Origin of the sequence: Geobacillus thermocatenulatus, assembly GCF_002217655.1 — a bacterium.
GTDB classification, from domain to species: domain Bacteria; phylum Bacillota; class Bacilli; order Bacillales; family Anoxybacillaceae; genus Geobacillus; species Geobacillus thermocatenulatus.
This window is the reverse complement of sequence record NZ_NEWK01000002.1, coordinates 1,421,159-1,442,172: the sequence shown is the minus strand read 5'-3', so window position 1 is coordinate 1,442,172 and position 21,014 is coordinate 1,421,159. Positions and strand designations below refer to the sequence as shown.

21 protein-coding genes are annotated in these 21,014 nt (G+C 54.8%); 7 read left to right on the top strand and 14 right to left on the bottom strand.

Annotated elements, in window-relative coordinates; all coding sequences use genetic code 11:
- Window positions 1-84 precede the first annotated feature (84 nt).
- The 10 genes from B9L19_RS16340 to B9L19_RS16300 all read right to left on the bottom strand — a co-directional run bounded on the left by B9L19_RS16340 (window position 85) and on the right by B9L19_RS16300 (window position 8,513).
- Window positions 85-1,242 (bottom strand): MFS transporter, encoded by a 1,158-nt coding sequence (locus B9L19_RS16340; RefSeq protein WP_025949048.1) that lies wholly within the window; start codon window positions 1,240-1,242, stop codon window positions 85-87.
- Window positions 1,242-1,670, bottom strand: a complete 429-nt coding sequence (locus B9L19_RS16335; RefSeq protein WP_025949049.1) for a MerR family transcriptional regulator — start codon at window positions 1,668-1,670, stop codon at window positions 1,242-1,244. The genes B9L19_RS16340 and B9L19_RS16335 overlap by 1 nt, the downstream gene beginning before the upstream one ends.
- A 283-nt stretch (window positions 1,671-1,953) precedes the next feature.
- Entirely contained in the window at window positions 1,954-2,439 is a 486-nt protein-coding gene (locus B9L19_RS16330) for a (2Fe-2S)-binding protein (protein ID WP_025949050.1), read from the bottom strand.
- A gap of 21 nt (window positions 2,440-2,460) precedes the next feature.
- A complete protein-coding gene (locus tag B9L19_RS16325) occupies window positions 2,461-3,303 on the bottom strand; it encodes an FAD binding domain-containing protein (protein WP_047752291.1) in 843 nt (280 codons plus the stop codon).
- Window positions 3,290-5,617: a xanthine dehydrogenase family protein molybdopterin-binding subunit gene (locus tag B9L19_RS16320; protein ID WP_025949052.1), complete on the bottom strand. Its 2,328-nt coding sequence runs from the start codon at window positions 5,615-5,617 to the stop codon at window positions 3,290-3,292. Before B9L19_RS16320 ends, B9L19_RS16325 begins: the two co-directional genes overlap by 14 nt.
- Window positions 5,604-6,242 (bottom strand): xanthine dehydrogenase accessory protein PucB, encoded by a 639-nt coding sequence (pucB, locus tag B9L19_RS16315; protein WP_047752288.1) that lies wholly within the window; start codon window positions 6,240-6,242, stop codon window positions 5,604-5,606. The genes B9L19_RS16320 and pucB overlap by 14 nt, the downstream gene beginning before the upstream one ends.
- Window positions 6,239-7,267, bottom strand: a complete 1,029-nt coding sequence (locus B9L19_RS16310; RefSeq protein ID WP_025949054.1) for an XdhC family protein — start codon at window positions 7,265-7,267, stop codon at window positions 6,239-6,241. Before B9L19_RS16310 ends, pucB begins: the two co-directional genes overlap by 4 nt.
- The gene (locus tag B9L19_RS19615) at window positions 7,251-7,376 is read right to left on the bottom strand and encodes a hypothetical protein (RefSeq protein WP_256363760.1); all 126 of its coding nucleotides are present in this window, start codon (window positions 7,374-7,376) and stop codon (window positions 7,251-7,253) included. The genes B9L19_RS16310 and B9L19_RS19615 overlap by 17 nt, the downstream gene beginning before the upstream one ends.
- A 96-nt stretch (window positions 7,377-7,472) precedes the next feature.
- Window positions 7,473-7,652: a type II toxin-antitoxin system antitoxin gene (locus B9L19_RS16305; protein ID WP_015373907.1), complete on the bottom strand. Its 180-nt coding sequence runs from the start codon at window positions 7,650-7,652 to the stop codon at window positions 7,473-7,475.
- Window positions 7,653-7,667: 15 nt separating this feature from the next.
- On the bottom strand, window positions 7,668-8,513 hold the full coding sequence (locus B9L19_RS16300) for an SPFH domain-containing protein (protein WP_025949055.1): 846 nt from the start codon (window positions 8,511-8,513) through the stop codon (window positions 7,668-7,670).
- A 273-nt stretch (window positions 8,514-8,786) separates the two neighbouring features.
- Here B9L19_RS16300 and hutP point away from each other — a divergent pair, with 273 nt between their 5' ends.
- The 6 genes from hutP (at window position 8,787) to B9L19_RS16270 (ending at window position 15,070) form a co-directional block, all read left to right on the top strand.
- Window positions 8,787-9,233, top strand: coding sequence for a histidine utilization transcription antiterminator HutP (hutP, locus tag B9L19_RS16295; RefSeq protein WP_025949056.1), 447 nt, complete (start codon window positions 8,787-8,789; stop codon window positions 9,231-9,233).
- 118 nt (window positions 9,234-9,351) lie between these two features.
- Window positions 9,352-10,866, top strand: a complete 1,515-nt coding sequence (gene hutH, locus B9L19_RS16290) for a histidine ammonia-lyase (RefSeq protein WP_047752287.1) — start codon at window positions 9,352-9,354, stop codon at window positions 10,864-10,866.
- 545 nt (window positions 10,867-11,411) lie between these two features.
- A complete protein-coding gene (locus B9L19_RS16285; RefSeq protein ID WP_172643484.1) occupies window positions 11,412-12,104 on the top strand; it encodes a TerC family protein in 693 nt (230 codons plus the stop codon).
- A 23-nt stretch (window positions 12,105-12,127) separates the two neighbouring features.
- Window positions 12,128-13,060, top strand: a complete 933-nt coding sequence (locus tag B9L19_RS16280; RefSeq protein WP_025949059.1) for a D-2-hydroxyacid dehydrogenase — start codon at window positions 12,128-12,130, stop codon at window positions 13,058-13,060.
- A gap of 452 nt (window positions 13,061-13,512) precedes the next feature.
- On the top strand, window positions 13,513-14,649 hold the full coding sequence (locus B9L19_RS16275; RefSeq protein ID WP_033024040.1) for an amidase domain-containing protein: 1,137 nt from the start codon (window positions 13,513-13,515) through the stop codon (window positions 14,647-14,649).
- Between the two features lie 82 nt (window positions 14,650-14,731).
- Complete coding sequence (locus tag B9L19_RS16270) at window positions 14,732-15,070, top strand: hypothetical protein (RefSeq protein WP_025949060.1); 339 nt, start codon at window positions 14,732-14,734, stop codon at window positions 15,068-15,070.
- A gap of 138 nt (window positions 15,071-15,208) precedes the next feature.
- On the opposite strand, the gene B9L19_RS16265 is transcribed toward B9L19_RS16270, so the two are convergent.
- The 4 genes from B9L19_RS16265 to B9L19_RS16250 all read right to left on the bottom strand — a co-directional run bounded on the left by B9L19_RS16265 (window position 15,209) and on the right by B9L19_RS16250 (window position 18,931).
- Window positions 15,209-15,931, bottom strand: coding sequence for a LutC/YkgG family protein (locus B9L19_RS16265; protein ID WP_047752282.1), 723 nt, complete (start codon window positions 15,929-15,931; stop codon window positions 15,209-15,211).
- Window positions 15,928-17,358: a LutB/LldF family L-lactate oxidation iron-sulfur protein gene (locus B9L19_RS16260; RefSeq protein ID WP_047752281.1), complete on the bottom strand. Its 1,431-nt coding sequence runs from the start codon at window positions 17,356-17,358 to the stop codon at window positions 15,928-15,930. The genes B9L19_RS16265 and B9L19_RS16260 overlap by 4 nt, the downstream gene beginning before the upstream one ends.
- 18 nt (window positions 17,359-17,376) lie before the next feature.
- Entirely contained in the window at window positions 17,377-18,096 is a 720-nt protein-coding gene (locus B9L19_RS16255) for a (Fe-S)-binding protein (protein ID WP_025949063.1), read from the bottom strand.
- Window positions 18,097-18,205: 109 nt separating this feature from the next.
- Window positions 18,206-18,931 carry a FadR/GntR family transcriptional regulator gene (locus B9L19_RS16250; RefSeq protein ID WP_047752280.1) on the bottom strand — a complete coding sequence of 242 codons (726 nt, stop codon included), beginning with the start codon at window positions 18,929-18,931 and terminating at the stop codon, window positions 18,206-18,208.
- A gap of 311 nt (window positions 18,932-19,242) precedes the next feature.
- Between B9L19_RS16250 and B9L19_RS16245 the strand changes: the two genes are divergently transcribed.
- Window positions 19,243-20,916 carry an L-lactate permease gene (locus tag B9L19_RS16245; protein WP_025949065.1) on the top strand — a complete coding sequence of 558 codons (1,674 nt, stop codon included), beginning with the start codon at window positions 19,243-19,245 and terminating at the stop codon, window positions 20,914-20,916.
- The last annotated feature ends 98 nt before the right edge of the window (window positions 20,917-21,014 follow it).

The following is a 21,014-nucleotide window of genomic DNA, read 5'->3' as shown; positions in this document are numbered from 1 at the left end:
TGTGAACAACGCCCGTTCCCGTCTGGAACGGGCGTTTTCTGATTTTAGACGCGAAATGATTGTTATCGCCTGTTTTTTTTACGGCTATGCCGTTTTGGGTGCCGAAGTCTTGCGCTTGCGCCAGGAAAGGAACAGGAAGGCGATGAGCGCCAGCGCCATGGCCACCATAAACGGCGCTTTTGAAGAAATGGTGTGGCCGATGATGCCGGACAGCACCGGAGCGACAGCCGCCCCGAGCCAGCGGACGAAATTGTACGTGCCGGACGTCACTCCCCGCTCATATGGCGATGTTTCCATCACATAGCTTGTAAACAAAGCGTTGTTGAGTCCGGAGACGAGCCCAGACAAAATGATGAGCGTTACCATAAGCCATGTCGGCTTGGCGACTACAAGAAGCAGCAATAAGGCTGCGAACATCAGCAAACCGTATGGCAAAATTCCCCTTGGTTCATATTGTTTCTCAAGCTGATGGGCGAGCACCGCTGAGCCATAAGCAAGGCAGAGCCCCCAGCCGAAGAAAACGAGGCCGATTTGGATGGCCGACAGTCCAATGATCAAAGGCGAATACGCCAATACGACGAAAAAGCCGTAATAGTAAAGCATGCCGCCGACCGCCCCTTTTAAAAATGGCGGGAACGAAAGCAACCGCCGCATTTCTTGCAGGCCGACCGCTTTTTTCGGCTTTCCTTTGTTCGGATCATAGACGAAAAAGGTGACGAGTAAAAAGGCAATGAAAATCAAGACGCTCGTGCCGAGAAAAGGATAGCGCCATGAATGTTGGCCGAGCAGTCCGCCGACGAGCGGACCGCCGGCCATGCCGAGACCGATCGCTGCTTCATACAGGCCGACCGCGGTGCTTGCCTGCGGCGTCAACGCGATCAACAACGTCATGGCTGTGGCGAAAAATGTCGCATTGCCCAATCCCCAGCCGGCGCGAAAGAGCGACAGTTGCGGAATAGTAGAAGCAAAGCCGCACAACAACGAAAAAATCGTAACGAGGCCAAGCCCGATCACCATCATTTGTTTATCGCCGATACGGCTGACAACAAGACCGACCGGGATCATCATGACCGCCATCGTCAAAATGTAGGCGGTAAACAACATTTCGACTTGCCAATGGGTGGCGCCGATGCTTTCGGCGATGACCGGCAAAATCGGGTCGACGATCCCGATGCCCATAAACGCTAAAAAGGCGGCGGCGACGGTAATCCATCGCGCCCTTGTTTTTCTCCCTTCCTCCATTATTCTTCTCTCCTTTCTTGCAAGAGGGCGTCTACCCGCTCTGCCATTTGGTCCAGCTCTTGCTTCAGCATGGCCATCTTCTTCATTTTCTCTTCCAGCATGGCGATTTGCCGACGCAATCCAGCGCTGATTTGTTCCAGTTCACGCCGTTTTTCGCTCCCAGCGGCCGCATGTCGGTATTCCGCCCGATGCGTCTCCATCGTTTCTTTCAGCGCCAAAAAATGCTGCAGCTCTTGAAGCGAAAAGCCGAGCACTTCGCGCGCGGCAACGATGTTTTTCAGCCGTTCGATGTCCTCAGCTGTATAAAGGCGTGTGCCGCCTTCGCTGCGCGCCGGCGGCTTGATCAAGCCAATCTCCTCATAATAGCGGATCGTCCGCTTTGTTAGGCCGGTTGCTTTGGCGACGTCATCGATTTTGAATCGGTCCATTCGGGGCCCCTCGCTTTATCGTGATCACGATCATTTTTACAAATATAACATTAACGTTAACGTTATATTTTTGTCAATAGCTATTTAGAAGGCCGGTGAAAAACCGCTGTTTGCTTTGATCGATGGGTGAACGTGTGAAAGTAGGGGCTGATGCTACAAGGTTTTTCTACTTGAGAAGCGATTCCAGGAAGCTGTTGCCCTAGTAAATCACCGGCCTTTTCGATGAGATGTATACCGCATCAAAAAAGAATATCCCGATTGGGTTCGGGATCCCCATTGCTCGTCAAGGATCTGTTGGTTTTGCTTTTTTGGCTTCAAGCACTTCTTTGACCGCCGCTTCAATTTCTTGATAGCTTGTGCAGCGGCAAATATTCGACTCCAGCCATTCTTGAATCGTCGCCTCATCGGCGTTTGGGCGCCGCTCGATGAGCGCGTGGGCGTTCATAATGAATCCAGGAGTGCAATAGCCGCACTGAAAGGCGAAGTGGCGGACGAAGGCGTGCTGAATGGGGGCATCATCAAGCCCTTCGATCGTGGTGATGTCTTTGTCGACTGTCTCAATCGCGAGCATCATGCATGATTTGATCGGCGTGCCGTCGACTAAGACGGTGCAGGCGCCGCAGTCGCCGTTCAAACAGCCTGGCTTGGCCCCGGTCAGCCCCAGCCCATCGCGTAAAACAAACAGCAGCGTTTCGGATTGGCGAGCGACGATCGATCTTCGTTCTCCATTAATGGATAGCACAAGCTCCCGCTTTGTCGTTTCCTCCATGTCCACATGCCCACCTCCTGTTTAGACGGTTTCTCTGTCTCCGAGCTCACCAAGCATATCTTCAAGCAGCTGGGCGGCCACGAACAGCCGGTAGTCCGCCGAGCCTTCAATATCGTGCAAAATCGGGCGAGGGAAGGCGTCAACCGCCGCTTGGATTCGTTCACCAACTGGGCGGCTCCGGTCGTTTACATGCGCCTCGACTTCAGCGGAGCGGAACGGGAACGGACAGACGCCGCTTAGAGCAACGCGAACCGTCCCGTCTTTTTTCAGCGCTACAATCGTCACAAGCGGGTAGCCGACTTCCCCTTGTTTGCGGCGCTTGCGATGGAAATGGGGCAGGGTGGCGGCGGCGCGATCGACCTTAAATTGGACGACAAATTCACCGCGGCCAAGCTGCAGCTGTTGATGAAACAAGTCAAGGAAGCGGCATTGCCGAATGCCGTATGGCCCGGCGATGATGGCATCCGCCTCGGCGACGAATAGCGGCAGTGCGGTCTCACGGTAAAAAATTTGCCCGCAAATGTTGCCGCCGAGCGTAATTTGGTTGCGCGCTGTCCGGTCGGCAACTTCTCGCGCCGCTTTTGTCAATAACGGGAACGGATTTGCTTCTTCGAGCTCGGCGAGGGAGAGCGCCGCTCCAAGTACGAGAGAATCATGGCCGACATCAAGAGCCCGACATTCAGGGATCGCTTTTATATCAATGACGGCGGCGGTGCGGACAAGGTTCAAACGAGACAACGTGATGATCTCCGTGCCGCCGCCGTAGTAGAGCGGCCGTTTTCCGTCTCGCTCGAGAGCGGCAAACAGCGCTGTCGCTTCGGTGATCGACTGCGGCCGGTAGTAGGCAAAGTCAAACGGAACCATAGGAGTCTCCTTTCTGTGTCCGCCAAATGAGTTCCGGCACAAGCGGCAGTTTATTGAGCGGAACGCCGGCAGCGAGCGACAAGGCGTTGGCCAAGGCGGCGGGCATGGCGATTAGGCCGTGTTCGCCGATGCCGCGGGCGCCGTATGGGGCATCGATTTGCGGCGTTTCGACAAATTCAACGATGTACTCCGGATGTTCGCCGAAGCGGATCGGCCGGTATGTGCGCAGCTGCGGGTTTAAGACGCGTTGCTCTTTGTCAAACAGAAACCCTTCGCGGCTGGCAAAGCTTAGCCCCATGCTCATCGCTCCCATGGCCTGGCCAAGCGCTGCCTTTGGGTTGAGCACTTTGCCGGCGTCAATGACCGCATACGCTTTGACAATGCGATACGTGTAGTCGCGGCGGTTGAACTCAATTTCCACTCCTTCGGCGCATACGCCCCACTCTGGGCCCGGTTTGCCGGCGCCGGTCTTTGGATCAAGGGGGGTCAAGCGGCGCAAAATGTAGTGGCCGTGCCCGATCACTTGCCCGCCGATGGCGTTGCCATTTGGGAACTTGTAGCCATAGGCGATGTCTTTGATCGGAAGAAAGATGGCCGGGTCATCGCGCAAAAAGACGCGCCCGAACCCGACTTCCAAATCGTCCGGTGAGGCCCGCAAGACGCAGGCGGCGATGTCTTTTAACTGACGGATGGCATCATCGGCAGCGGCAAGCGCCGCGCGTCCGGCCATAAACGTCCCGCGGCTGGCAACCGTTTTCCAATGTTCGGGCGTCGTCTGTGTATCGATGTCCATTTTGACATGAACTTGATCGACATCCATCTTCAGCCGTTCGGCGACGATTTGTGCGAGCACCGTTTTTGTGCCCGTTCCGATTTCGACGACGCCGGAGATGACGTTGACACTGCCGTCGGAGTTGAACGTTAAAATGACGCCGGAACTCGCGTCGGTGTCGATTGTCGATGTTTTCCAGCCGGCGCCGATTCCTTTCGCTCTTACCGTATAGGCATCCACTTCGACGCGCTGCCACTCGTCCCAGTGCATCAGTTCGCGCAATCGGTCGAGGCAGGCTGGCATGTTGCCGACGTTGCTTTTGGTGAGCCGCACTTGCGTGGGCGTCGTGTGGCCTGGGTGGATGGCGTTTTTGCGCCGCACTTCCCATGGGTCAAGCTGCAGTTCCTGGGCCAGCTCATCGATGGCCCGCTCGATGGCAAAGGCCTGTTCACAATGGCCAAAGCTGCGAAACGGCGTCGCGTACGGGCGGTTCGTATAGACGCACAATGAATCACAAAAAACGTTTTCGACATGGTACGGGCCGGTGCAATCAACGGCCGCGGCGCGGCTGACATCGATCGCCTTGTCGGAATAAGCCCCGCCGTCAAATAGAAATAAGATTTCCATGGCCTTGAACAAGCCATCTTTTGTCGCGCCGATTTTGACGGTTGCCTCCAAACCAATATGGACGGGCGACGTGACCATGTCATGCTCACGGCTGTTCCAGACGCTCACTTTTCGGCCACCGACCGCTTTGGAGGCAAGGTAGGCAAGCAGCTCAAGCTGGACGGGCGCTTTTCCTCCGTAGGCGCCGCCGACAAGCGGCGTATGAACGATGACTTTGCCGGTTTCTTCTCCAAAATACGCATGAAGCAACTTCTTGATCATAAACGGTGACTGGGACGAGGCGGAAATATGGATCGTGCCGTCCGGCCAAATTTCCGCCGTGGCGCAGCGTGTTTCCATCGCGATATGGTCAGAAGGGGCGAACGATACGCTCGTTTCGACGATGACGTCGCTTTCCGCAAACCCTTGTTCAATGTTGCCTTTTCGGATTTTCGTCCGGTGGGCGACGTTTGTCCCTGGCTCAGGATGAGTCGTTTTGTTTTTTTCATAACGGTCGAGGTGTTCATGCAATAATGGAGCGCCCTTTTTCAACGCCTCGCGCGGCGAGCCGACGGCTGGAAGAGGTTCGTAAACGACGCGGACAAGGCGGGCCGCTTGTTCGGCCTGAGCGAGTGTATCGGCGACAACGACGGCGACGACTTCACCATAGTAGCGCACTTTGTCGACGGCGATCGGCGGGCGGTCGCGCATGTCTTCACCGGTGAGCGGAAGCCCTTCACCGACCACAACAGCATGGACGCCGGGGGCGGCGAGCGCGCGGCGTGCCTCCAGCGAGAGGATGCGCGCGTGGGCGTATGGGCTTGTCACCAAAGAGGCATGAAGCATCCCCGGTTCTTTGAAATCGTTCGTATATTTCGCCCGGCCGGTCACTTTGTCCCACGCTTCTTTGCGGATGATGCTTTTACCGACGGCCACGGTGGCGTCCCTCCTTTTCTTCTCGAACGATGACGGCATGTTTATAATCATCTTTCGTGTCAATGTCGAGGCTGGCTGTTTCGCCCCCTTCATACAAAAGGCCGCGCCAGTGGGGGTCGCGAAGGAGCGCACGCCCACCGGCATCGCCCTTTAGAGAAAGCAGGGAAGGAAACATTTGGTTTCCAAAAATGACTGGGGGCATCGGCGTGCCGAAGCGGGCGAAGGCGACGTAATCAGGACGGCGCCGGCGATAAAGGCCGGCCAGCACTTCGATCGTTTCAGACGTGACAAACGGCTGATCGGCAAGCAGCACAGCGGAGGCGTCGACCCTGCTAGCGACTGCTTCTTGCAGGCCGCAGACAAGCGAATGCGCTTGACCGCAGTGATGGACTGCGCAGCGGACGAAGCGGCACTTTTCATGATTCCGAAGTTCAGCCGGAAGCCACGCGAGCGCATCGTCTGGAGGGACGACGACGATGACGGGCGCAAGGCAAGAATGAAGTGCAGCCTGAAGGCCGGCAGCGCCCAGCGTGCTTTCCCCCCAAGGCAAAGCGCGTTTATCCGTTCCCATCCGCCGGCTTTTTCCAGCTGCCAAATAAATGCCGGCGATGGTTGGGCCATTCATGATCCCGCCTCCGTTGACCGCCTGCGAAGGATGCTGATCAATTCGGCGGTGATGCTGACGGCGATCTCATACGGACCGCGCGCGCCGATGGGAAGCCCTGCCGGTGAATGGACAAACGACGGAGCCGAGCCGGAAGGAAAGAGGCGGTCTGTGCGCTGCCGCGGGCCGAGAACGCCAAGATAGGCGAGCGGTTTATCAGCCAACAACGCGACGAGTTCGCGGTCGCGTTCAAATTGATGGGTCATCACGATGACAAAATCGCGTTCATTCAAATGGAGCATGGACACCGTTTCATGCGGAAAGCCAACCACCCATGCATCAGCGTCCGGCACATGGGATGGATGGCAAAACGCCGGGCGCCAATCGCTTACGATGACGGAGAACCCGGCGGCTTTGGCCGCTGAGACGAGCGGCGGCGCGTCTGGTCCGGCGCCGAATACGACAAGGCGCGGTTTTGGCCAAAAGTGCTGGACGTAAAACGTTTCCCCGTCCGCTTCGTACAAACCGCTTCGCCCTTGATAAAACGGCGTTTTTTGAAGCCATTCGCGCCATTCCGGCTGCGGCGTCCGGCGGCAACCGCCGAATTGTTCACCTGTTTCGCTTTGGAAAAACGGCCGCTCGTCTGGATACACGATGCTTCGGACCATCAGTACATGTTCGCCGCGGTCAAGGCAGCGCTTGAGCGCCAGCCAGACCGGTTTTGTGTCCCCCGTCACCGGCTCAAACCAAACACGGATGAGGCCGTTGCAGCCGGCGCCCTGCCCCCACGACCAATCGTCCTCGGTCCGCAAGTCAAACGAAACAGCGGCTGCCTGGCGGTTCGCCAATACGTCACGGGCGTAGGCCGCCGCTGCTTCTTCCAGGCAGCCGCCGCTCAGCAGCCCGACCGTTTCCCCGTTGGCGCCAATCCACATGCACGTTCCTTCTTTTTGGTACGCGGATCCTTGCACATTGATGATCATGGCCAATACGCCATCGCCCGGCGCGGCATTGATCGCTTCAAGAACCTCATGGTAGCTTTCCATGCTCATCCTCCTTCCGCATGGCGCCAACGGCGGCTGAGCTGCTGAAAGCGCGGCGGGACGATAAATAAGATTTCGCAATGGCCGCAAGCGGCGGCAGCAGGCGGGCCATTAGGCCGTCCCCCCTTCGAAAAAGAGCTCTGCTATCATTATATTTCTGTAAACAAATGACCATGACTGAAAAAGGAAAGAAGCCAGCCGTCATCGGCTAGCTTCCTTGTTTTGGATCGTTTTTTCCTTTTCCGAGCCGTCCAGCCCGCTTTGCCGCCTCCCGCAGCAAATACTCGATTTGGGCGTTGACGCTGCGAAACTCATCCTGCGCCCATTGCTCTAGTATGGCGTACAGGTCATAATCAATGCGCAAAGGGAATTGTTTTTTCGCTGCCATCGCACTCCACAACCATCAGTATAGACTGCCGGTATTGATCACCGGCTGGGCGGCGCGCTCGGAGACGATCGCCACCATTAAGTTGTTCACCATTGCGGCTTTTCGTTCATCATCTAACTCTAAAACGTTTTCTTTGTCAAGCTGTTCAATCGCCATGCGCGCCATCGAGACGGCGCCTTCGACGATCTTTTTCCGGGCAGCCAAAATGGCAGCGGCTTGCTGGCGTTGGAGCATGGCGCCCGCGATTTCTGGCGAATAGGCCAAGTGGGTGAGGCGCGCTTCCATCACGTCAACTCCGGCAATGCGCAGCCGTTCTTGCAATTCTTGGGCAAGCTCATCGGAAATGACATCCGCATTGCCGCGCAGCGTAATGTCGTTGTCGTCTTCAAACGTGTCGTACGGATATTTTGTAGCCACATGGCGGATAGCGGCTTCACTTTGAATCTCGACGAATTGTTCATAATCATCAACGTCAAACACCGCCTTGGCTGAATCGATGACGCGGAAGACGACGACGGCGGCGATTTCAATTGGATTGCCTTGAACATCGTTCACTTTCAACTTGTTGCTCGTGAAGTTGCGCACGCGCAGCGATACTTTCTTTCGAACGGTGAGCGGCACGGTGAAAAACAGCCCGCTGTCGCGGATCGTGCCGAAGTAGCGGCCGAAAAAAATGATCACTTTCGCCTGGTTCGGCTGGACGATCGTGATGCCAGTCGCCAAGAAGGCGGCAAGGGCGAAGCAGAAAACGGCCAATAAGAGCTGTGTTTGAATGAGGCTGACAAAACCAGCCAGAACGAAAAGAGCGATGCATCCGATGCCGATAAATCCATCCATGCGCCATGCTTCTTGTTCTCTCATCCCTATCCCCCTTATAATGTCGATTTGATATTTATATGATATCATATAATCAAAAAAATGGAAACAGGGATTGATCATGGTAAGACGAGAAGAGGGATTCGCCCATAGCTCGCCACGAGGCAGATGTTTCTAACTATTTTCCATCCAGAAGCATAAAGGGCGATCGTTCAGCCTGTTAATGTTTTAATGTGCTAAAAAATGGAAATTCATCATTGACATCGCTTTCATTGTCATCATACAATAGAAAAAAAGACCAATAGGTGTGTAGAAGCCATGGAACCAAGACAAGCGCGCATCGGCCGGCAGGCCTTGCTGCTGGCGATGCTGGACGAGGGAGAGGAAGACCTGATCCTCAACCAGCTTGAGGCGCTCGCTTGGCGCTATTGCCAAGGGCGGGTCGGGGCGATGGAGCCGCAAAAAATCGTGGCGGCGATTGAGACGGCGGCAAAGCGGCATGGAGTGGTGGACGGCGGCGTGTACCGCGAGATGCACGCCTTATACCATGCGATTTTAGAGGCAGTGCATGGCGTGACGAGAGGGCAGGTAGAGCTGGGAGATTTGTTGAGAACCGCTGGCCTTCGTTTCGCTGTGGTGCGCGGCATGCCGTATGAACAACCGAACGAAGGGGAATGGATCGCCGTTGCGTTGTACGGGACGATCGGCGCCCCGGTGCGCGGGCTCGAGCACGAGGCGGCGGGGCTCGGAATCAATCATATATAGGAGCGATCCATGCCTAGAGCGATGAGTCATGAGGAGGCGAATGCTGCCATATGGCAGGCGCCTCCTTTTTGATTTGCCTAGGCGTTCGATTAGAAAAACAAACGAAGGGGATGGAATGATGATCGTATTGACCGGACATACATTGACAATCGATGAGGTAAGACGTGTTGTCTATGAACGGAAGCGGGTGGCGGCTGCTGTGGAAAGCATGAGGGCGGTCGAGAAAAGCCGCACGGCAGTGGAACAAGCGATCTCCAGTGGACGGACGATCTATGGCGTGAATACGGGTTTTGGCAAGCTCGCCGATGTGCGCATTGAAGGAAGCGACCTTGAACAGTTGCAAATCAATCTTCTTCGCTCGCACGCCTGCGCGGTAGGCGAGCCATTTGCCGAAGATGTCGTGAGGGCGATGCTTCTTTTGCGGGCGAATGCGTTGTTGAAAGGGTATTCGGGCGTGCGTCCGGCGGTCATTGAGCAGCTGCTCGCGTTTTTGAACGCCGGCATCCATCCGATCGTGCCGCAGCAAGGTTCCCTCGGCGCCAGCGGCGATTTAGCGCCGCTCGCCCATTTGGCGCTGGCGTTTGCCGGCGAGGGAGAGGCGATGTACCAAGGGCGGCGGATGCCTGCCGCCCAAGCGCTTTCACAAGCGGGGATTTCACCGCTTTCCCTTCAGGAAAAGGAAGGGCTGGCGCTTATTAACGGCACGCAGGCGATGACAGCGGTCGGGGCGTTAGCCTGCTTGGAGGCGGAGCAGCTTGCGTATGACAGTGAATGGATCGCGGCGCTGACGATTGAGGCGCTTTATGGCATTGTGGACGCGTTTGACGCGCGCATCCACGAAGCGCGCGGATTTTCGGAGCAGGTGGAGGTGGCGGAACGGCTGCGCCGCTATCTAGAGGGCAGCCAGCTTGCCACAAGGCAAGGGGAGCGGCGCGTGCAAGATGCGTACTCGCTCCGCTGCATTCCACAAGTGCACGGGGCGTCGCTTAGGGCGCTTCGCTATGTGAAGGAAACGCTTGAAATCGAAATGAATGCGGCGACGGACAATCCGCTTATTTTTGCTGACGGGGCGGTGCTCTCTGGCGGCAACTTTCACGGCCAGCCGGTGGCGATCGCTATGGATTTGCTGAAAATCGCAGCGGCGGAGCTGGCCAACATCAGCGAGCGCCGCATCGAACGGCTTGTCAATCCGCAACTCAGCGAAGGATTGCCGCCGTTTTTAAGCCCAGAGCCCGGCTTGCAGTCAGGAGCGATGATCATGCAATATGCGGCCGCTTCGCTCGTATCGGAAAACAAGACGCTGGCTCACCCTGCCAGCGTCGATTCGATTCCGTCATCGGCCAACCAGGAAGACCACGTCAGCATGGGAACGACCGCCGCCCGCCATGCGTACATGATCGTGCAAAACGCTCGAAAAGTGTTGGCGATTGAGCTCATTTGCGCGTTGCAGGCGGTGGAGGAACGCGGCATCGAGCTCATGGCCCCGCTAACGCGGCGATTTTACCATGAGGCGCGCCGCATTGTTTCCTCCATTACAGCTGACCGCGTCTTTTCCGATGACATTGAAGCGGTGGCTGCATGGTTGAGCGAAAGGGCAAAACATCAATCCCTCCGCGATGAAGCGAAAGCTTAGAAGTCTAGTGAGAAAGAGCCAGGAAGTTGTGGAGTTGCAAGGTTTTTCAACTTGAGAAATACTGTTGGGGGACAGCATTTCCCCTTGAATCACCAGCTTTTTCAAGAAGGGCAAAGCATAGTGGGCGTAGAGGCGTGAGAGCGTTCAAGAATAGGTGTTTGAAAAAATGGTAGTTATAGACCTTGATCGTTTCGCTGTATACATGCAACATGAAGAGTTAACCTCTCCGTTATCCTGCACACCCTAAGCGCTGCAGCACTTCCTTCAAAGATCCTGTGGGCTCAATTTACAAGCTGAGCCATGGGGGAGGAAGTTAGTTGAAGGAGAAAGCAAATGTTAATTTTTCAATGAGCATGTATATAGAGATAGGGAAGCAGTCATCAGTGAAGATGGTTTGCTTCCTTCACTTTTTCTGCGAAGTTCGGGCGATGCAGAGAGCCTTTCCCATATTGGTTAGGGCGAGAGCACGGACAGACTATTCCACAGTTGTCCCCCAATCGAATTTGCAGTAAGATGAAGAAGAGAGACAAGGGGAAAGGGTGGGCATGCCATTGACGATTTCTGCCGCGGCGCTGTTGGCGTTATGGAAGATTATTGCGATTGACATCATTTTGTCGGGGGATAATGCGGTCGTCATTGCGATGGCGACGCGGCGGCTGCCGGACGACCAGCGGAACAAAGCGATCGTATGGGGAACAGCAGGGGCGGTGTTGCTTCGCATTTTGTTTGCGACGGTCATCGTCTTTTTGCTCAACATCCCGTTCGTTCATTTTGTGGGCGGCTTGTTGCTTGTCTGGATCGCCTATAAAGTGCTCGTTGAGCGGGAGGAGGAGGCCAACGTCCGAGCGGCAGACCGGTTGCTGAAAGCCATCATGACGATCATCATCGCCGATGCGGTCATGAGCTTGGACAATGTCGTCGCCGTCGCCGGGGCGGCGGAAGGGCATCTGGGTATGCTGGCGCTTGGGGTCGCCATCAGCATCCCGATCATGATTTTCGGCTCCAAAGCGATCGTCCATGTGATGGAAAAACATCGTTGGATCGCATACGTCGGCTCCGGCATTTTGGCGTGGACGGCCGGAAAGATGATGGCGGGGGATGAAGGGGTGCTGCATTGGTTTCACCTTTCTTACGGTCCGTTCGTCTACGTGGTTGCCGCCGGCGTGACGATTTTGGTCGTATCAGCCGGCTATATCACGAATAAAAAGGCCGAGCGTGAAGAAGGGACGCTTATTTGAGCGGTTGGGGGTGGTGTGATGCCATGAACATCCAACGCATTCTCGTGACGGGAAGGCTTTATGCCGAGCTTGCCGCCCTTCTTCCGGACAAGCGGCCCGATAAAGCGTTTCGCTTTGTGGCGGAGGAAGAACTGACGGACGATGATTTCGTCTGGGCGGATGCGTACGTCGGCTTTCGGCCGGCCGGGCCGTTTTCGCTTGCCAACTTGCACTGGGTGCATTCACTTGGCGCGGGCGTTGACGCGTTTTTATGGAAGCGGGAATGGAAGAAGGACGTGCTGCTGACGCGGACGGTCGGTTCGTTCGGCGAGCAGATCGCCGAATATTGTCTCAGCTACTTGCTGCGCGACGCCCAATGCCATGACGTTTATGCATGGCATCAAGAGCAGCGGCAGTGGAAGCCGTTCGCTCCGAAGCGGCTTGGCGAACAGCGGGTTGTCATTTACGGGACGGGTGAGATCGGCCGGCGCATCGCGGAAACGCTTCGTTTATTTGGGGTTTCCCCGATCGGCGTCTCGCGAAGCGGCCGAGACACGCCGCCGTTTTCGGCTGTTTACCGCCATGAAGAGGCGGGGGAAGCGCTCGCTCGTGCCGATTGGGTGATCGCGGCCCTTCCGCTCACTGAGGAAACGCATCATCTCTTTGATGAGACGTTTTTTGCCTGTTTGCACAACGCGGGCTTTATCAATGTTGGCCGCGGCGCCACGGTCGAGGAGACGGCGCTTGTCGGCGCGCTGGAAAACCGAAATGTGCGCCTCGCCGTGCTCGATGTGTTTGAAGAAGAGCCGCTTCCGCCGCACTCGCCGCTTTGGGTTCATCCGAACGTCATCATCACCCCGCATATCGCGGCGCTCACGTCAGCCGAAGACGCTGCCCAAAGCATCTTGGGCACGCTTGACCGCATCGAAACCGGCGAACCGCTTGCCAATGCGGTCGATGTCAGTCGGCAATATTGAAGGAAAAAGGTGTCTCAAAAACACAATGGGACGCCTTTTTTCTATAGCATCATTGTGAAAGGAAGAAGGAATGTTAGAAATCCTGTTGAAATTTACAGAAAAGGTCCATGGGCAGCACGCTTTGCCCTCCACCCGGGGATGAAAATCACGCGTCAGTTCTGCATTTTCACGGAAATTTTTCAAAGAGCAAAAAAGTATTATGAATCACGTTCTGGTACTGTAAATTAATGCGTTAAACAAAATGGCCTCTTTTTTGCAAGTCGGTTTTTGCGAGTTAATCTATACCCGTGGTGTTAGTTGAGCACTGACGCTCAACTAGCACCACGGGTATTAAAAATAAAACCACTAGGGGGATCGATAAATTAGGGTGACTTCGAGATATCTTTTTTATAAACTGACTTGGTGTTGATATGGTGATGAAAAATGGTGTAGAGGGGGGGAGAGTGAAGGTTATGTTTCACCCATTATATTTGAGACGATTGGTTATTTCACTGATTGTGTTCGTAGGAGGACTAGCGAGCCTTTTCATTTCAGGAGGCAGCTCGGCTGGAGCTTCTAACTTAGTGGTAAATCCTTCAAATGATGGTGATCTTGCTGCTGTGCAACAGAAAGTTGCTCATGCTTTAGAGGCCCGATGGCAGTTGATGATTGATCCACAGGTGAACGTGAAACAGTTTTATGATCCGAGCGTTTCCGAACAAGAGGAAAGCCAGGAGCGCGCTTACGTAAGAAGGCACTACTTGGAACCTGCTTATCGTGCTGGATTTCGATATACAAATGTGGAGATTCACCCTGTTTTCGAAAGTGTTGAGATCAATGGTAAAATGGCTAAGGTCCGGGCCTTGGTTTCTGTTGAGTATGAGTCCGTGTTTCCGGGATCGAATGAATCTGTGATCACCAAAGAGGCTAACATTCCTTATTCGGCTACATTGATCAAACGTGATGGAGATTGGCTGATTGTTGGGATGAACTACCAAGATACGTATTCGAAAAGAGGACAGGAAAACGTGCGGAAGGTTGGGGCATCGGGTTCAGAGACTCCACCTATCTCAATCGCTGGAGGCGATGTTGTCATTCAAGGTTTTTACACCTACTACTCTCGCCAAGGAGCTGTCAACTACGCGAATCGATGGTGGAATGGGCGTAACCCGAAATACCGATCTTTTTCGAATGACTGCGCTAATTTCGTGTCTCAGTCGTTCTACGAAGGAGGCTCCGCTCGGCAAGCTTGGGCGGAACCGTATGTTTGGTGGTACAATGCCAAAGGGACTTCGGGAACTGGAGATGATGCGTGGACTTACAGCTGGTCTGTGGCCCACGATCAAGCGTATCATCTTTCCCGCAATAATGAGACAGATGAGCATCGCGGCACATACGTTTCTAGGGCAACTGATCTGCAATTGGGTGACAGCATATATTACGATTTTGACGGTGATGGCATCTTGGACCACAGCGCTATTGTCGTTGAGATCAGGAATGGTCAACCGTATGTCAACTATCATACCAATGATACGTACCATCGCTATTGGGATTTGGGGGCCAAGACGACCCGGTTCCTCCATGTGACAGATTACTATTGGGTGAACTAAATGAGAAATCGCGATGGATGATCAATCCATTTGGCCGTCAACGGGCTAATTCCAAAGCTAGTATTCTACGGGAGGGGATGAAGTGCGTATAGGCATCCCGCTAGTTTTGCTCCTTGTCATGATTTTCTTTTCAGGTTGTGAGCAACAACAGACGGTCCCAGGGTATGACGATATTCCCCTGCACCCAAAGGCGAGTGACATTCGTTCGGTGGATGAACGGGTGGAGTTTGTTGTTGCGTCTTCTTCGGCGGAGGAAGTGGCTGACTATTATCTTGACGAATTGGAGAAACGTCAATGGACTCAAGTTGACCGGTGGGGGTCAGCTTTTGTGTATGAGAAGAAGGGAAGGCAGATTTTGCTGGTCGTTACGGATGTGAAAAATCACGCGAAAGTGTCTGTCAGTCCGTTCCATCCGAATTGATCAAGACGTCAAACCGTTGCGAACAACGACTTTCGCTGCATCGAAACCGGCGAACCGCTTGCCAGTGCGGTCGATGTCAGCCCGGCGATATTGACGAAAAACGGTGCCCGATGAACAAGGGGCACCGTTTCGTTTTGGTCAACGGTCGGTGACGACGATATACGCCGCTTTCATCGGCCCGTGGACGCCGACGACCAAGTTCATTTCAATGTCGGCCGAGTTGCTCGGGCCGGTGATGAAGTTGATACACGACGGGACGAGCTCGCCTTTTTCGATTTGCTCGTGAATGACCGCCGCCGCTTGCGTCATGCGCGGCACGACCGTGCTTTTCGGGACGATGGCGATATATGTTTTCGGCAAAAAGTGAATGGCCCGCCCTTGTTCATTGCGCGAAAACAACACGACTGTCCCTGATTCCGCGAGCGTGATGTCGCTGAAGGCGATGCCGACGTTCGCCTGCTCGGCGGCGTCAATGTTTTGGCGTCCAAGCGCCGGATTCCAAATATGGACGGTCGTTTGTTCCGCGGGCCATTCGTCGCGAAGCAAGGCGGACAGCCCGTACTCAGCAAAGCGTGGATCATCCGGCACGATGACCGGCCCGCCGCCATAGGCGGCCACTTGCCGCCTCAGCGCGCCGGCAAGTTCGGCGCTTGTCGTTTCGATGTAATCGGTATGGATCAATTCGCATTGTTTTTGCAGCACCTTCAATAAGTCGTCTTGGCTATAGCCGTCAAACACCGTCCATTGCGGCTGATAGCCCCATTGCGGCCGGGAGACGTCGGACAGGCGCGGGTTTCTCCCAAGGCGCTGGGCGATGGTTTGCAAAAACGCGTCACGGTTTTGAATGGTACCACGCGTCATAACGGGTTTCCTCCTTTTTGGCGGTCGCGGAACCAGTCGCGGAACCGCTCTTTGCTCGGCGCCGGAAATTCGCGGCTTTCCGTCCATGCTTTGAGCGGCCCGGGTCCTTTCGTAATGCGCCCGTCCTCCACAAACGGGGCGAAGGCGCTCGGTGCGAATTTCGTGCCGAAGCGGTACAGCGGCGATGAGGCCGTTCCAAGACGAAATGCCTTCATTGCCAGCTTTTCCGCGACTGGCGCTTTTCCTTCCCGCTCGACGATGATTTGGCGATGCTTGATGAGCAGCTCGTGAAGCGGGATTTTCACCGGGCACGCCTCCGTACAGGCCGCGCAAAGGGAAGACGCGTACGGAAGCTCCTTGTAGTCGTCGTAGCCGCCCAACAGCGGCGACAAGACCGCCCCGATCGGGCCGGAGTAAATGGAACCGTACGAATGGCCGCCGATATGGCGATATACTGGACAGACGTTGACGCAGGCCGCACAGCGGATGCATTGCAATATGGGCTGGAATTCCGTCCCTAAAATCGAGGAGCGCCCGTTGTCGACGATGACGAGATGGAATTCTTCTGGACCGTCAGCGTCGCCTTCATCGCGCGGACCGGTGAGAACGGTGATGTAGCTCGTCAGTTTTTGCCCGACGGCGCTGCGCGTCAGCATGCTCACCAGCACTTCCATCTCCTCAAACGTCGGGACGATCCGCTCCATCCCCATGACGGTAATTTGTGTTTTCGGCAATGCGGTCACCAAGTCGGCGTTGCCTTCATTGGTCACGAGCGTGATCGAGCCCGATTCGGCGATGGCGAAGTTGCAGCCGGTGATGCCGATGTCAGCCGTCAAATAGTCGCGCCGCAGCATTTCACGGGCGTGGCGCGCAAGCTCAACGGGGTCGGACGATTTCGTATAGCCGAGCTTCCGTTGAAAGACATCGCGGATTTGCTCTTTGTTTTTATGGAGCGCCGGACCGACGATATGCGACGGCGGGTCATGATCGTCGATTTGCAAGATGTATTCGCCAAGGTCCGTTTCGACCACTTGGCAGCCGATGGCCTCAAGCACTGGGTTTAAGTTGATTTCTTCTGTCACCATCGATTTCGATTTGACGATTTTTTTCGCTTGCTTTTCCAAAGCGACGCGGCGGATATAGTCGTTCGCTTCTTCAGCCGTCTGAGCGAAAAAAACGTGTCCGCCCCGTTTGGCAACGTTTTCACTGAGCTGCATTAAATAATAGTCCAAGTTTTCCAGCGTATGTTTTCGGATTTGTTCGGCAAGCGAGCGCCACTCTTCCCAATGGCCGAGCTCTTCGATGACGCCAAGGCGCCGCACATAGCCGCGGTCTTGCATGCCGGCGACCGCCTCGCGCATAAAATCATTTTGCAAGTTTTCTTCGACCCGCTTCCAAAACGGACCGTTTTCAATTTTCATCGGCATGTCTGGGATCCTCCTCTCTTACTTTCGTTGATTGAGCACTTCGGCGATATGCATGACGCGGATCGGTTTGCCGAGCCGCTCGATGCGCCCGCCGATGTTCATTAAACAGCCGCAGTCGGCGCCGATTAAATAGTCGGCGTCCACTTCTTCGATATGCCCGATCTTTTCATCGACCATTTGTTCGGAAATCGGCCCCATTTTGACGGAAAATGTGCCGCCGAATCCGCAGCACTGGTGGGCGTTCGGCAGCGGAACGAGCTCAAGCCCTTTGACGTTTTTCAATAGGCAAAGCGGCGCTTCTTTGACGCCAAGAAGCCTTGTCATATGACAGGATGTATGGTATGTTGCCCGCCCGTGGAGCGAGGCGCCGACATCTTCGACTTTTAGGACATCAACGAGAAATTGCGTCAATTCGTACGTTTTTGCCGCGAGCCGTTTCGCTTCCTCTTCCCATTCCGGGTCGCCGTGGAAAAGGTGTGGATATTCTTTTACCATCGCCGCGCACGAGCCGGATGGGGTGACGACGTAATCGGCGTGGGCGAACGCGCGCATCATCTGTTTCATTGCCTCTTTCGCCTCTTTGACATAACCGCTGTTATACGCCGGCTGGCCGCAGCACGTTTGCGCCTCCGGAAAATCGACCTCGCAGCCGAGCCGCTCGAGCAGTTCGACGGTTGCTTTGCCGGCATTCGTGTAAAAGAGATCGATGAGGCAAGTGACAAACAACGATACTTTCACTTCTTCTCCCTCCTGTTTTTTGGGGATGGGTGAGCAGGTCATCTGATGACTATATGTCTATTATAAACCATTTTTTCAGATTCGTAGCTCTTTTTTGCAAAAAACGCACTCAGTTTGGCTGCTGAGTGCGAACGTAGCGACGCAATACGTTTTCGACATTGGTCAAATGTTCAAGCATGCGCGCCCGGGCGGCGTCGGGATTTTGGTCGCGAATGGCTTCGAAAATCGCTTGGTGTTCGGTAAGCAGCTTTTCGGTCGTCGTTTGTTTCGAAAACAGCCAAATGCGGCGCGTTTCCCGCATCGTTTCAACGATCATGCCGGAGACGCTGTTCATGATGCTTGTGAGCATCGGATTTTGCGACGCCTCGGCGATGGCCATATGAAACGCCCAATCGGCTTTCTCCCCAAGTTCGCCGCTGCCGATGCCTTCTTTCATTTGCCGCAGCGCTTGTGCCATCGCCTCAAGGTCGCGCTCTGTCCGTTTGGAGGCGGCGAGCGAGGCGGCTCCTGCCTCAAGCAGCTTGCGCACTTCAAGCAAATGCCAAATATCTTCTTTGTTCATTAAGACCGCCATGGATAACGGAAACGTCATCATCGTCGGGTCGAATTCACGCACGTACGTTCCCTCCCCTTGTTTGAGTTCAATCAGCCCCATCGCCTTCAAAGCGGTGAGCGCTTCGCGAATGGCGGCGCGCCCAACTTGAAATTGCTCAGCGAGCTGCTGGACAGAATCAAGTTTGTCACCGGGTTTCAGCTCGCCGTTTTTGATCATATCAAAAATCGCTTCGGCCACTTCTTCATAGATTTTTTTCGTTTTGATCTGTTTAAATGCCAATGGTTCCACCTCAATGTTCGGAAGAATCGATTTCCCGTTTAAAAAAGTGATGCGTCTGCACTGTCTATTATGATACAGCATAAAGGGGAAGGACAAGCGCTTTTTTGCGGAAGAAAAGGAGATGGGGATAAGGGAAAAAGTCAGAAAAATGAAAAACTACTATTGTCTTTTTGGTTGAATACTTTTATAATGTGAGACAGACGGCGTTTTTGATCCGGTCATCTGATGACTAGAAGAGTGGAACACAAAGGTGAGCGGTCGATCATTTGCAAACGCCGATACGTCAGGCACAAAGGGGAGGAGAAAACCGTATGTGGAAGCAGGACTTTACGCCAATCGCCGACCAGCTTTGGCTATCGGCCATTGTGGCACTCATTCCGATTTTGTATTTCTTTTGGGCGTTGGCGGTCAAGCGGATGAAAGGGCATGTCGCCGGGCTGACGACGCTGCTGCTTGCTTTGGTGTTGGCTGTAATCGCTTACAGAATGCCGGCTGGAAAAGCGGTTATGTCAGTGACGCAAGGCGCGGTGTACGGGCTGCTCCCGATCGGCTGGATCATCATCACCTCTGTCTTTTTATACAAGCTGACGGTGAAAACCGGCCACTTTGACATTATCCGCAATTCGGTTGTCTCGCTCACCGAAGACCGCCGGCTGCAAGCGCTGCTCATTGCCTTTTCGTTTGGCGCCTTTTTGGAAGGAGCGGCCGGGTTTGGCGCGCCGGTGGCGATTTCAGCGGCGCTTCTTGCCGGGTTGGGGTTTAACCCGCTTTATGCCGCGGGCATTTGCTTGATCGCCAACACAGCTCCAGTGGCGTTCGGGGCGGTCGGGATTCCGATCATTTCGATGGAAGGGCCGACCGGTGTGCCGGCGATGGAAATTTCGAAAATGGTCGGGCGGCAGTTGCCGTTTTTATCGGTGTTCATTCCGTTCTATCTTGTCTTGATTATGGCGGGATGGAAAAAGACAGTGGAAGTGTTGCCGGCCATTATCGTCTCCGGTGTTTCGTTTGCGCTGACGCAATATTTCACCTCGAACTTTTTAGGACCGGAGCTGCCGGACATTTTGTCCTCGCTTGTTTCAATCGTCGCGCTGGCCGTCTTTTTAAAATATTGGAAGCCAAAAAGCACGTTCCGTTTCGCATCGGAATCGGAAGTGGCGGCTGCTGGGCAGGCCGCTCGCGCTGCGCACCGCGGCGGGGAAGTATTTCGCGCCTGGTCGCCGTTTCTTGTGCTGACGGCGTTGATCTCGCTTTGGGGCATCCCGCAGGTGAAAGCGGCGCTCACCGGCCATTATGAAGGAACGAACGGTTTGCTCAAGCTTGTCAATGCCATCGGAGCCCATTTGACGTTTATGCCGCCGGTGCCGGGGCTCAATAACCAAATTTTGAATGCGAGCGGCCAGCCGATCGCGGCGGTGTATAAGCTTGAGCTGCTCGGCGCGGCTGGGACGGCGATTTTGCTGGCGGCGGTCGTCACAAAGTTCATCATCGGCATCTCGTGGAAAGATTGGGGCCGCACGTTTGTGGAAACGCTTAACGAACTGAAATATCCGATTGTGACGATCGCTTCGGTCGTCGGCTTTGCCTACATTGCCAACTCGTCGGGCATGAGCACGACGCTTGGGATGGCGTTGGCCAAAACCGGTCCGTTGTTCCCGTTCTTCTCGCCGATTTTAGGCTGGCTCGGTGTGTTTATCACCGGTTCCGACACGTCATCGAACTTGTTGTTTGGCAACTTGCAAAAAGTGACGGCGACATCGATTGGCATGGATCCGGTGCTGGCGCTGGCGGCCAACTCATCCGGCGGGGTCGTCGGGAAAATGATTTCGCCGCAATCGATCGCGGTTGCCTGTGCAGCCGTCGGTTTGACCGGCAAAGAATCCGACTTGTTCCGCTTCACGGTGAAACATAGCATATTCTTAATTATCTTGATTGGTATTCTCGTGTACCTGCAATCGACGGTATTGTCGTGGATGATTCCGTAATGGCGGCAAAGGGGGACGAGTATTGTCGATTTGTTGCTCGAAACGGTCGAAGGAGCACAGGCGGCGAAGGAGAAAGAGCGAATTCGGAAAACGTCATA

Coding starts and splice junctions, on each gene's coding strand:
- B9L19_RS16280 (WP_025949059.1), top strand. CDS start 12,128: ATGAACATCCAACGCATTCTCGTGACGGGAAGGCTTTATGCCGAGCTT.
- B9L19_RS16330 (WP_025949050.1), bottom strand. CDS start 2,439: ATGGAGGAAACGACAAAGCGGGAGCTTGTGCTATCCATTAATGGAGAA.
- B9L19_RS16305 (WP_015373907.1), bottom strand. CDS start 7,652: ATGGCAGCGAAAAAACAATTCCCTTTGCGCATTGATTATGACCTGTAC.
- B9L19_RS16260 (WP_047752281.1), bottom strand. CDS start 17,358: ATGCCGATGAAAATTGAAAACGGTCCGTTTTGGAAGCGGGTCGAAGAA.
- hutH (WP_047752287.1), top strand. CDS start 9,352: ATGATCGTATTGACCGGACATACATTGACAATCGATGAGGTAAGACGT.
- B9L19_RS16265 (WP_047752282.1), bottom strand. CDS start 15,931: ATGACGCGTGGTACCATTCAAAACCGTGACGCGTTTTTGCAAACCATC.
- B9L19_RS16275 (WP_033024040.1), top strand. CDS start 13,513: ATGTTTCACCCATTATATTTGAGACGATTGGTTATTTCACTGATTGTG.
- B9L19_RS16300 (WP_025949055.1), bottom strand. CDS start 8,513: ATGAGAGAACAAGAAGCATGGCGCATGGATGGATTTATCGGCATCGGA.
- B9L19_RS16325 (WP_047752291.1), bottom strand. CDS start 3,303: ATGGTTCCGTTTGACTTTGCCTACTACCGGCCGCAGTCGATCACCGAA.
- pucB (WP_047752288.1), bottom strand. CDS start 6,242: ATGAATGGCCCAACCATCGCCGGCATTTATTTGGCAGCTGGAAAAAGC.
- B9L19_RS16245 (WP_025949065.1), top strand. CDS start 19,243: ATGTGGAAGCAGGACTTTACGCCAATCGCCGACCAGCTTTGGCTATCG.
- B9L19_RS16340 (WP_025949048.1), bottom strand. CDS start 1,242: ATGGAGGAAGGGAGAAAAACAAGGGCGCGATGGATTACCGTCGCCGCC.
- B9L19_RS16335 (WP_025949049.1), bottom strand. CDS start 1,670: ATGGACCGATTCAAAATCGATGACGTCGCCAAAGCAACCGGCCTAACA.
- B9L19_RS19615 (WP_256363760.1), bottom strand. CDS start 7,376: ATGGCCCGCCTGCTGCCGCCGCTTGCGGCCATTGCGAAATCTTATTTA.
- B9L19_RS16310 (WP_025949054.1), bottom strand. CDS start 7,267: ATGGAAAGCTACCATGAGGTTCTTGAAGCGATCAATGCCGCGCCGGGC.
- B9L19_RS16285 (WP_172643484.1), top strand. CDS start 11,412: ATGCCATTGACGATTTCTGCCGCGGCGCTGTTGGCGTTATGGAAGATT.
- hutP (WP_025949056.1), top strand. CDS start 8,787: ATGGAACCAAGACAAGCGCGCATCGGCCGGCAGGCCTTGCTGCTGGCG.